This window comes from Paracoccus sp. MKU1 (assembly GCF_001447385.1).
Classification (GTDB): Bacteria; Pseudomonadota; Alphaproteobacteria; order Rhodobacterales; family Rhodobacteraceae; genus Paracoccus.
Map to the genome: position 1 here is coordinate 1 of NZ_LLWQ01000016.1, position 10,688 is coordinate 10,688.

Annotated in this window: 11 protein-coding genes and 3 pseudogenes; 4 read left to right on the forward strand and 10 right to left on the reverse strand. The window is 62.8% G+C overall.

What is annotated here, in order from left to right; all coding sequences use genetic code 11:
* Nucleotides 1-276: pseudogene (eno, locus tag AQY21_RS01610) on the forward strand (phosphopyruvate hydratase); the annotation flags it as partial.
* 502 nt (nucleotides 277-778) lie between these two features.
* Here eno and AQY21_RS01615 read toward each other — a convergent pair.
* From AQY21_RS01615 to AQY21_RS01650, 9 genes and pseudogenes are all read right to left on the reverse strand, one after another.
* Nucleotides 779-2,317, reverse strand: coding sequence for an FAD-dependent oxidoreductase (locus tag AQY21_RS01615; RefSeq protein ID WP_065169879.1), 1,539 nt, complete (start codon nucleotides 2,315-2,317; stop codon nucleotides 779-781).
* A 96-nt stretch (nucleotides 2,318-2,413) separates the two neighbouring features.
* A complete protein-coding gene (locus AQY21_RS01620; RefSeq protein WP_065169880.1) occupies nucleotides 2,414-3,232 on the reverse strand; it encodes an ABC transporter substrate-binding protein in 819 nt (272 codons plus the stop codon).
* Between the two features lie 18 nt (nucleotides 3,233-3,250).
* Nucleotides 3,251-3,907 carry an amino acid ABC transporter permease gene (locus AQY21_RS01625; RefSeq protein ID WP_058096140.1) on the reverse strand — a complete coding sequence of 219 codons (657 nt, stop codon included), beginning with the start codon at nucleotides 3,905-3,907 and terminating at the stop codon, nucleotides 3,251-3,253.
* Nucleotides 3,904-4,536 (reverse strand): amino acid ABC transporter permease, encoded by a 633-nt coding sequence (locus AQY21_RS01630; RefSeq protein ID WP_203416324.1) that lies wholly within the window; start codon nucleotides 4,534-4,536, stop codon nucleotides 3,904-3,906. The genes AQY21_RS01625 and AQY21_RS01630 overlap by 4 nt, the downstream gene beginning before the upstream one ends.
* 8 nt (nucleotides 4,537-4,544) lie before the next feature.
* Nucleotides 4,545-5,285: an amino acid ABC transporter ATP-binding protein gene (locus tag AQY21_RS01635; protein WP_152988053.1), complete on the reverse strand. Its 741-nt coding sequence runs from the start codon at nucleotides 5,283-5,285 to the stop codon at nucleotides 4,545-4,547.
* Nucleotides 5,286-5,628: 343 nt separating this feature from the next.
* Entirely contained in the window at nucleotides 5,629-6,705 is a 1,077-nt protein-coding gene (locus AQY21_RS01640) for a GlxA family transcriptional regulator (protein ID WP_058096142.1), read from the reverse strand.
* 131 nt (nucleotides 6,706-6,836) lie between these two features.
* Nucleotides 6,837-6,986, reverse strand: a pseudogene (locus AQY21_RS29530) (transposase); the annotation flags it as partial.
* Nucleotides 6,926-8,329, reverse strand: coding sequence for a recombinase family protein (locus AQY21_RS28335; RefSeq protein ID WP_058096143.1), 1,404 nt, complete (start codon nucleotides 8,327-8,329; stop codon nucleotides 6,926-6,928). The pseudogene AQY21_RS29530 and the gene AQY21_RS28335, both read right to left, overlap by 61 nt.
* A gap of 16 nt (nucleotides 8,330-8,345) precedes the next feature.
* Entirely contained in the window at nucleotides 8,346-8,594 is a 249-nt protein-coding gene (locus AQY21_RS01650) for a hypothetical protein (RefSeq protein WP_058096144.1), read from the reverse strand.
* Between the two features lie 203 nt (nucleotides 8,595-8,797).
* On the opposite strand from AQY21_RS01650, the gene AQY21_RS01655 reads away from it, so the two are divergent.
* Nucleotides 8,798-9,226: a putative toxin-antitoxin system toxin component, PIN family gene (locus AQY21_RS01655; protein ID WP_058096148.1), complete on the forward strand. Its 429-nt coding sequence runs from the start codon at nucleotides 8,798-8,800 to the stop codon at nucleotides 9,224-9,226.
* Entirely contained in the window at nucleotides 9,223-9,474 is a 252-nt protein-coding gene (locus AQY21_RS01660; protein ID WP_058096145.1) for a hypothetical protein, read from the forward strand. Before AQY21_RS01655 ends, AQY21_RS01660 begins: the two co-directional genes overlap by 4 nt.
* Before the next feature lie 403 nt (nucleotides 9,475-9,877).
* Here the strand turns inward: AQY21_RS01660 and AQY21_RS28340 are convergent, their stop codons facing one another.
* Entirely contained in the window at nucleotides 9,878-10,513 is a 636-nt protein-coding gene (locus tag AQY21_RS28340; RefSeq protein ID WP_152988052.1) for a hypothetical protein, read from the reverse strand.
* Here AQY21_RS28340 and AQY21_RS27425 point away from each other — a divergent pair.
* Nucleotides 10,506-10,688 (forward strand): annotated as a pseudogene (locus AQY21_RS27425) (hypothetical protein); the annotation flags it as partial. The gene AQY21_RS28340 and the pseudogene AQY21_RS27425 overlap by 8 nt on opposite strands.

Genomic DNA, 10,688 nt, shown 5'->3' on the forward strand with positions numbered 1-10,688 from the left:
CTGGTCAAGGTGAACCAGATCGGCACCCTGACCGAGACGCTGGACGCGGTGCGCATGGCCGACCGCGCGCGCTATACCTCGGTGATGTCGCACCGCTCGGGCGAGACCGAGGACGCCACCATCGCCGACCTGGCCGTGGCGACGAATTGCGGCCAGATCAAGACCGGCTCGCTTGCGCGCTCGGACCGGCTGGCGAAATACAACCAGCTGATCCGCATCGAGGAAATGTTGGGCGCCGCCGCCGAATATGCCGGGAAATCCATCCTGCGCGGCTGAGCCGGACGAGATCGGAACGCTGAAGGGCGACGGAGAGACCGCTCTATTTCACGCTATGTGGCCCCCTGACGCCCCGGCGAGAGAGGAGCCCACAAGAAGGCGAAAGTAGCCGCGCGCCCCATCGGACGGTATCACGCAACAACGGCACTCACAGTCGATGATCCGTAGTGCCGATGTCTTTGGCGAAAAAGTGGATGGCATCAAGATCGGCGGCAGCTCAACCTCTTACGCTTCAAGGGTCTCTGTCATGACCGTAGTGTATTTCACGCCTCGGCAGGCCCTGGTTTCCTATGATCAGGGATGGAGCGAGAGTTCATCATGACGAAACCTCAGCCAGTCGGTCAGTAGATTTTATCGCAGTTTTGCGCAAATTGGGGTAGGTTCCGCTCCTCGGCACGCAACCAACGATACTTGCGATTGGTCGAACGCCAGATCCCAAAGCTTGCCGCTTAGTGTAACTGATTGCGGTCATTTGAAAAACACTGTTGGGCATGACCACGGACTAGACTTCGACGACAGTTTCGAGACCCGTTCCCCGGGCCGCCTCTCCGAGAACTGCCGGTTGGGGACGAAAACTCCTTTCGACCTCGGCACGGTATAGGGCAAGCTGCTTCTGGCGCTCGCCTTCGTCCCAGCCGAGAACCCCGGCGGCGTGCCGGGAGGCCTCCTCAGCCAGGCCGAGGCCGAGATCGTCCGACCAGGCGACCAGCAGGCGCCGGCGCAGGATATCGGACAGGGTCCGCGCCTGCTCGTCGACGATGGCGCGCCGGACGCTTGCGGCGGTGACGCGGTCCTCGTCGGCCTGGCGCGACAGAGCATAGTCGAGGACACGCGACGGACCCGATGGCGCAACATGCCGGCGGAGCGCCCGCACGAGCCTTCTCCCGGCGTCCCGGTGGGTCATGAAGAGCCCGCCGGTGAAGACGATGAACCCCGGCATGCCGCGGTCCGACAGGTCGTGCTCGCGGACGTCGAAGGTTCCTTGCGGCGCATTCGGCCCGGCGGTGCGTGGCCGGACGGCCGCCCAGCTGTAGATCACATCGTCGGGCGTCAGGTTCAGGTCCGGGAAGAGTCGGCTCGCATCCGCAAGAATCTCTGCGATCTCGGCGTCGGTCGCCCGGAATTCGGTCGCCTTGGCGTCTGCGGTGGAGTCGGCAGGGCCGATATAGTGCAGATCCCCCCAGGGAAAGAGGTAGAAGGGGGTGCCACGTTCGGTCACCGTCTCGAAGCCGAGGCCACGGGCGCCCGCTGGCAGACGGACGAGGAGGTTCACGCCCTTCGCTCCGGTGTTGAGGCGCGGAGCGTGGTTGGAGGCGAGGCCGGTTATGTCGTCGACCCAGGCACCGGCGGCGTTGATGACCGCCTTGGCGGTGACGATGGAAGTGGCGCCGTCATGTTCGAGCGTCGCTTCCCATCCGGTACCGCCGCGCGCGAGACCGACAAGCCGCGTATGGTTGCGCGCGTCGAGGCCAGCTTCGCGACCCTTCAGGATGGTATCGACAACGATGCGTTCAGGCGAAGGATACTGATACTCCACATAGCGGAAAGCGCCGCGCAGCTGGTCGGCTTTCGCCGTCATCCGCAGCAGCGGATGCGCCCGGGCTTCCTTCGCGCTCAGGAACGCGGCTTCCAGCGGAACCTCGCCGCCGCCAAGCAGCCGCAAGGCCTTGGCCGCGGCGCGCATCTGCAATCCGGTGATGCCGGTGGCGCCGCCGAACGGCACGTAGAATTCGAGCTTGCGCACCCGGTCCGGCGAGGAACGCACAAAGGCCGCGCGCTCTCGCATGGCCCGGCGGGCGAGTTCGAGCGACGAGACGATGCGGCGCGGGTCGCGCAGCAGTTGCATTATCCCTGCGCCGTGCATGTCCATGAAATACATGAACCCGCAGTTTTGCAGGCGAGAGGTGCGGCTGCTCGTCGCCGACGCATAATCGCCCTGCTCCACCAGAAGCGTGCGGTAACCGGCGGATGCGGCGTGATGCCCGGCCGCCGCGCCGATGATGCCGCCGCCGACCACGAGGACATCGAATTCGCGAGTCATGTCTTGACCTCTCGTTTCTGCTGATCTGCCGGGCGCCCCGTTTACGGGGCGTCCGCTCCATTTCCCGCCTCCCTCTCCGAGGGAGCAGGCGGGCGCCTATTCGATCAGGCGCGGCTCACCGGTCTCGGCTCCGCTGCGTTCGAGCCCGTTCGCCTCAAGGATGTCCGCGATCTGGCCAGTCGTGTGGAACTCCTGAATCTCGGCATCGATCGCCGCGCCCAGTTCGGGGTTGCCCGGATGATAGAGCAACGCGATCTGCGCGGGCTCGACCGACACCGGCACGCGCTCGTCGGGCTGGGCGATCACGATCTCGACCCCCTCATAGGCGCCCTGACTCTTGGCATAGGCGCCGGTGCCATAACCTTCGACCGCCACGTCGATCCGACCGGTCATCAGATCCTGCGCCAGCGCGACAGGGTTCGGATAGAGAACGACCGAGGATTCAAGCGCCCTCTCTAACTGGCCCGCATAGAGGAAGCCCGAGACGGCGCCGACCCTCTTCCCTTCAAGCTCGGCCAGCGTGCTGTAGCCTTCGCGCGAATAGAAAGCCATCTGGTCGACATACATCGGGTAGGAAAGGCCGAGGACCTTGGCCCGCTCCGCCGTGCGGAACCAGTCGCCGATCCCGAGATCGACCTTTCTGGTCAGGACGTTCTGGATGACCGCCGAGGGATCGACAACCGCGGGCACGACCTTGAGGCAGTTGCGCTCGGCGATGAGGTTGACGACTTCGGTGTCGATGCCGCCTATCGCGTTGCCGTCCCCCACCGTCGCGAAGGGCGGGTAGTTGTAGACGGCGACCGTCAGCGCCCCGGGGGTGACGGTGGGGAACTCGTGCTTCGGCGTGCAGTCCTGTGCCGCTGCCGCCTGGGACATCGCGACGAGGCAGAAGCCGAGTAAGCTCAGTTTATTCATTTTAACGCTCCCTGTTGATTAGAAGTGGCGGCTGAGCCGTCGTTCGAGAAAGCCGACCACGATCGTGGCGGGGATGCAGACCGCGGCATAGAGAATGGCGGTCAGCGTGAAGAGCGGCATGTAGCGGAAGGTATTCGAGCCGATCAGCTGCGCCTTGCTCATGAGTTCGGGCAAGGCCACGACGAAGGCCAGCGACGAGGCCTGAAGCATCAGGATCGAAAAGCCGAGCAGCGCCGGCACCGAGACCGGCAGGCCCTGCGGCAGGATCACGATCCGCAGGATGTCGAGCCGCGTCATGCCAAGGGCCTCGCCCGCCTCGCGCTGGCCCTGCGGCACCGATTCCAGCCCGGCCCTGATGATCTCGCTGGTATAGGCGGCCGTGCACCAGGTGAAGGCGATGGTCACAGAAGCGAAGGACGAGAAGGTGAGGCCGACCGATGGCATGCCGAAATAGACGAACTGCAACAGGACGAGGATCGAGGCGCCGCGCCCGATCTCGACCACCGAGAGCGAGGGCAGCTTCAGCCAGGTCGATCTGGTCTGGAGCGACAGCGCGAGCAACAGCCCGAGCGGGATGCCGAGGAAAAGCGAGGCGCCGGTCACAAGCAGCGATAGCCTGTAACCCGTGAGGAGTTGCGGAAGGGACTGTCGCCAGAATTCGAGCATGTCGATCATTTTGCGACCCTCGCGCGCAGCCGCTGGTCGATTTCCCGGCTCGCCAGGGCGATGGGGACGCTCAGCAGGATGTAGAGGGCCCCCGCGAAGGCGAAGCTTTCGAGGCCCCTGAACGTGACCTGCGACACATGGGACGCCTTGAAGGCGATTTCCGGGACGCCGATCGTGGATGCGATCGCCGTGTCCTTCAGCAGCCCGATCCCGTAGGAGACGACCGAAGGCAGCGAGATGCGCATGAGTTGCGGGATGATCACATCGACCATCCGCCAGACGGGAGGCATGCTGAGCGCCCGAGCCGCTTCTCCCTGACCGGGATGGATGGCCTTGAGCGAGCCGCGAAAGATCTCGGCCATGTTCGCGCCGGTGATGAGACCCAGCCCGATCGCGGCGGCCTGGAACGGGCTCACCTGAACGATGCCGCTGCCGATCCCGAAATAGATCAGGAACAGCCAGACGATCGGCGGCACCGACCTGAACGCCAGGATCAGGACGGTGGCGGCGAAATCGAGGAGCGCCACGCCGGAGGTCCGCATCGCGCAAAGTACGCCGCCAAGGATGATACCGATGGCGAGCGCGGTCAGCGAGAGCGCAATCGTCCAGGTGACGCCGCTGAGGATCGTCGCCATCATCTGCGCGCTCATCGGTTCAGCACCGCGCCGAGGAACTGCTTGGCGCGCTCGCTGTGCGGTGATCGCATGACCTGCACACTCGGGCCTTCCTCGATGATCTTGCCGTCGGCCATGATGATGACGCGGTTGGACACGCTCTCGGCGAAGTGCATCTCGTGAGTGACGACGATCATCGTCATACCGGCGGTCGCGAGTTCCTGCATCACGTTCAGAACCTCGAGCCCCAGTTCGGGGTCCAGCGCCGAGGTCGGCTCGTCGAAGAGCATCAGTTCCGGCTCAAGCGCGAGCGCGCGGGCGATGGCGATCCGCTGCTGCTGGCCGCCCGAGCAGCGGGCGGGATACTGATCGGCCTTGCTACCCAGACCGACACGTTCCAGCAACTGGCGCGAGACCGCGTCGGCCTCTTCCCGGCTGCGTTTCAGCACGCGCTCCTGCGCGATACTGACATTGCGCAGGACCGAGAGATGCGGAAAGAGGTTAAACGACTGGAAGACCATGCCGATCGGCCGACGGAAGGCCAGCAGTTCCCGGCGGGTGATCTTGCGGAAGGCGTCGATCTCGACGTCGCCGACGCGGATGGCCCCCGCACTCGGCCGTTCGAGCAGATTGATACAGCGCAGCAGCGTGCTCTTGCCCGACCCGCTGGGACCAATGATCGCGATGACCTCGCCGGGATCGACGGTCAAATGGATGTTGTCGAGAACCCGATGGGCACCGAAGTCCTTGCACAGACCGGCGACTTCGACCATTACCCGTTGCGATCCAGAAGAAGTTTGCGAGGGGAGGATATGCATCAGGGCATCGTCCTCCGGCATTGATCCTCGCAGGGACGAATCCCTGTTCGATGCAGATCCCGCATCATCAGCAGTCCTTTCCCCGTTGATCCGCGGCCAGGGCGTCTGGCCGGAAACGCGCCGCTTGGGCGGCTTTGTGTGTTGTCGACCATGGATGCTACAGGGCGCAGTCTCGATCGGATTGTGTATCTGATACGAAATTGATAACCGTTGATCCATTCAGTCAGGATGGAGCGGGCGCAGCCCTGCCGCTGCCAGCGGCGTTCCAGCAAGCGCGCATGCCGTCTCGAGTCGCCGTCTAGGTCGTGGCGGCAGGGGGATGCTGGCCGGAGCTGGCGCTTTCAGGCGCCGGAGGCACGGGAGCCTTACCCGTCTTCCGCTCGTAGAGGCGATATTCGAGCGGGCTGATCCCGAAATAGCGCTTGAAGGCGGTGCAGAAATGCGCCGCATCGCAGAAGCCGAGATCATAGGCGATCTCGGTGACGGTCCGCCGCCGGTTCAACAAAAGCTCGCGCGAGGCGAGCATGCGCATGTCGCGCCAGAAGGCGGCGGGCGATGTCTGGAGATCCTCGGCGAAGGCCCGGTTGAGTCGGGCGCGAGTCGCATTGAGCGAACGTGCCAGCGAATCGATCGAGCAAGGCGCGTCTATCCCGAACTCCATCGCCCGCACCGCATTGACCGTAAGCTGCGAGGCTCGGGCCAGTGCCTCGGCATAGGGCTTGGTCTTCAGGACGATACGCGGCTCTCCCGGTTTGAAGAGCAGGAAGCTCATCGCCTTCTCGGCGCGACTGGTTTCGCCATAGGCAGCGACGAGCTGTGCCGCCACCTCGACCGCGGCGAAGCCGCCCGGGCAGGTGATAAAGGGACCATCGCTGACGAAGTTCTCGTCGGATACCGCCTGGACATTCGGAAAGCTTCGGACGAACTCCTCGAACACCTCGAAATGCAGCGCACAGCGGCGCCCGTCGAGCAGGCCGCTGCGCGCCATCACGAAGCTGCCGCTGCAAAGGCCGACTATAGGAATGCGACGGTCGGCCTCGGCGCGCAGATATTCATAAGTCTCGGGCAGGATCTCCGAGTGCTTGCGCAGAAGCCCGCCACAAACGACAAGACAATCATATCGCGGCCGCTCGGAGAGCGCCGCCGTCGGTTTCACCTCCAGCCCGCAACTCGATCGCGGCGGCCCGGCGCCCGCCGCCAGGAAATCCCAGGAAAAGTAGATTTGACGGCTTCCGTCGCTGCGGTCGGCGGCCAGCCGAAGGGTGTCCACGAAGCTCGCCATCGGCGTCAGGGTGAAATCGGGGCAGAGCAGGACGCCTACCTTGAGGTAGGGAAGGCCGTGGCCGGGGGAAGGCAGGAAGATTGGCTGGACCATGTATCGCAGAGCCGAAAGGTGCGTCGAATCTTATGAAGATCGTTCCATATGCACAATCCGAAATCTATCTGTCGGGGACAGGGCGGAGTTGAGCATCATCCCGCAGGAGATGGCGATTGCGGACGCTCACCGGCATCCTGCTCCTGGGTCAGCCACCGCGTCAGCGTCGACAGCCCGATGCCCAGATCGTCCGCGCTCTCCCGCCGCGCTCTGCCGCTGGTCAACGCCAGACGCACCGCTTCACGCCGAAACTCCGGCGTCGGCCGGTTCCCGTTTCCCATAGAACACCTCCCGCTTTCTCATTGGGTGCTCTCCACATTTTCCGGTCAAGTCCAATTCGGGGGTGAGCGGCGGGGCAAGCCTCAGGTCGCAATAGTCTGCAATCCTGCGCGGCGTGAGAGTGGAACATCTTGATTTCGTTATCTGTCTTCCGATAGTCGCAAGACGGCGGAACTAACGGAAGGGAGCAACGCGCAAAAGCCCCTTCAGGGCCTGCATGGCCGATCACGGCGAAGCATACCCAATTTGAACCTGCATATTCAGGGAGTATGCTTGTCGCACCAAATCGTAGTTTGGCGTGCTCTGGCGTAGGTTCTGCTCCCGGGCCTGCAACTACCGCTGTCATAACTCGCGCTCGTCCCTCATCCGGTTGGATAGCCGCGATGCCGAGAATACCCATCAACTCGCCGCGTAGCTCGGCATGGACCTCGCCCCGCTTCTCGCCGGGCGTGAGGATCACCTCGCCGATCAGTGACCGTAGCGCCTCGGCCGCCTGCCGGCCGCCATCAGGATCGTTCAGGGCCTCGGCAAATCGCGCGACATTGCGGCTGTAACTGGTCGCTACGTTCGGATGAACATCCGGCAGGTCCACCGGCGCCTCCGCCATGCGCGCGGCGATCTCCGCCTTCTGGCGCTCCAGTTCGTCCATCCGGGCTTTCATCGACGGCTGATACATGCCGTCCTCGATGGCTGAAAAGATCCCGACGATGGCACGCTCGATCTTTGCCAGCGCGCGACGGTCGGTGTCCTGCTGCGCGCGGCGCTGGTGGTTCAGCCTGTTGGTCTCCTGGACATAGGCACGTACCGCCTCCTCGACCGCCTCTGTCGAGACCAGCTTGTCCTGCAATCCGGCCAGCACCCGCGCCTCCAGCTTCTCGCGCAGGATGGTGCGGTTGTTGTTGCAGGTGCCTCGCCGGTGGTGATTGAGGCAGCCGAACCTGCCGAGAGGACCATGCCGACCTTTCCGCCGCAGCAGCCGCAGGTCATCAGGCCGGACAGGAGCGAGACAGGTCGGTTCGCCAGATTCGGCCTGGGTGACGATGCTGACGCCGGCAAACTTCAGCTGCTTGAAGAGCGTGGCGACATCGGCCTGGTCGCGGCTGATCCGATCCAGCGCCTCCGCCAGCAGGATGTTGAACTCGCCGTGCAGAGCATCGCGCATCAGCCGCTGGATGCCGGGACGCAGGATCGTGCTGGCCCCCGAGATCGCCGCGTCCTCGTAGGAGCCGACGATCTGCCACCGTTCCCGTCCCGCATGCTCGCGGCACAGCCGGAACTGATCCTCGATGGACGCCTCGCTCTGCTTGTCGTCAGAATAGCGGGCGTAAAGCGCGGCACGGGTCATGACGGTCTCCGTTCGGTCAGTCCTTGTCCTCGATGACCGGCCCTGCCCCTTCGCGGGCCGGTGGCGCATTGTGGTTGGCGGCGCGCATGGCCTTGTCGTAATCCTCGCGCGCCATCCGCCTGCCAATCAGCCGGGCGATGATCAGCACCACCTCGTCCAGCCGCTGACCGACATCGGTCTCGTTGCCGGCATCCCGCCCGTCGGGCGGACGATTGGCGTTCGCCGGTATCTCTCCAGCCCGCCCCGTTGAACCGTTCCTTTCCATGATCTCCCCCCTGCTCGATGGGAAATGACATGAAACGACGGGGTTTCCTCTCCGCCAAACGCTAATCCCGCCTCGGAGAACCCGAGCGCAGGAAAGGAAAGAAAAGGGACGAGCCGCCTCTGCGAGCCGCTACCACGGTAACTCTGAACAGGCATCAAAGCAATATCACTTGCAATATCCTTTTGCCGATCCAATATCTCTGCATGAGACTGATTCTGGACACCGCCACCATGGTGGCAGCGATCCGCAGCGATGCCGGGGCCTCCCGCCGGCTTCTGGTGGCGGGGCTAAAGCGGCGGATCACGCTGCTGGCCTCGGTGCCGCTGATGATCGAGTATCAGGCGGTGCTGACCCGGCCCGAGCATCTGGAGGCGTCCGGCCTGTCGGTCGAGGACGTGAATGTGCTGCTCGACGCGGTGGCGGCGGTGGTCGATCCGGTGCGGCTGGCCTTCCTCTGGCGGCCCGCCGTGCGCGACCAGAATGACGACATGGTGCTGGCGGCGGCGGTGAACGGAAGGGCCGATGCCATCGTGACCTTCAACCTGCGCGACTTCGGCCAGGTGGCCGAGCGCTTCGGAATCGAAACCCTCGCGCCCGGCGCGGCGTGGCGGAAAGTGGAGAAGAGGCTATGAGAAAGAGCAATTTCGCGCTACGGCTCCAGCCCTCGCTGCTGGAGGAGGCCCGCAAGGTCGCCGAGACCGAGGGCGTGGCGCTGAACCAGCTGATCAATGTGGCCGTGGCCGAGAAGCTCTCGGCCCTGCGGGTGGAGAGCTATTTCCAGGAGCGAGCGGCGCGGGCGGATATCCCCAAGGCGCTGGATGTTCTCAAGCGGGCGGGTAAGGGGAAGAAGCCGATGCAGGGCGACGAACTTCCTAGGTAAGATGGACAATATTTTCGCGTGCTGACCCTCGTCAACAGACTGTCTTATCTGGCGGGAAGCCGTCTGGCGGCGGTGCAGCGCGGTAGCCTCAGCAATTCTGGGAAGGCGGCCATTTAGGCAAGCTACAGCGAGATTTCTGCCGCATAGACCGTGAAGGCGGTGAGCCGCTTGACGGCAGTGCAGCACATCAGACGAACTATATCCCACAGGACATCCTTCTATTCCCAAGAAAGGATCGCACCATCAAATTATGGGATAAAAACATCTAGCCAACATTCGGTCGCACAAGGTGCGAAGCATTATTACTCATCACGATCATCATAATAATCCTCGGGCTCGAATACATTGACCTCTCCGAGATTGACTTCGACACTATTGAGGTCAATTTCACACGAAAGGAACTCTATCTCCTGCAATTCCCCCCAAGATTATGTATTTGGATCGTCACGGTGGTACGAAGATCGTGTTCTTCTTCGACTTCAACCGATCGTCCGCCCATTCCAATCGACTCCCGGTCAATACTGTCCCACACCGAGAAGTTCAATTCAACTTGAACTCGCAGATCGACTTGAAGCGGCATGCTGAGCATCGCTGTCACAACGCCATCGGCATCAGGATCTGATGTCTCAATAATATCGATGTCGGAGTCTTCTGACCAAACTACATTCCGTAATTCAGCACCGTATGGAATGGCTTCCAATTCACCTGAGATCGCATAGCTGTTGACATCGACATCGAGATCAATGATTGCATTGGCCAGAGCAGATTGAACTTCAACTCGACCGTCACCTTCCTGCGTAAGCCAAGCCAAGATGGACTGTCTAACTACAAGCGGCGGATCGTTAAGCAATCCCAGCGCCGTCTCAATCTCGGATACGAGATAGAGACGCGTTGATGCCCCACAGAAGCTTCGCCAGTCACCATCTTTGGAAACCACGAGGATCGATGTTTCGCGAACAGCCGCGCTAGGCTCCAGACCCATTGCTTTCAGGCCTTTGGCGTGCTTCAGGCTCCGCAAGGAGAGCTGATCGATGAGCAATCTTTTCTGGCTGAGCGAGGCGCATATGGAGCGGCTACGGCCCTTCTTTCCCAAGAGTATCCGAAGATCAGAAAACAGTCCGGGGGACTGTTTTCCTGAGGATGGGCAAGCCGCGCGTGGATGCCCGGCATGTGCTGAGCGGGATAATCTTCGTCAATCGCAATGGCTTGCGGTG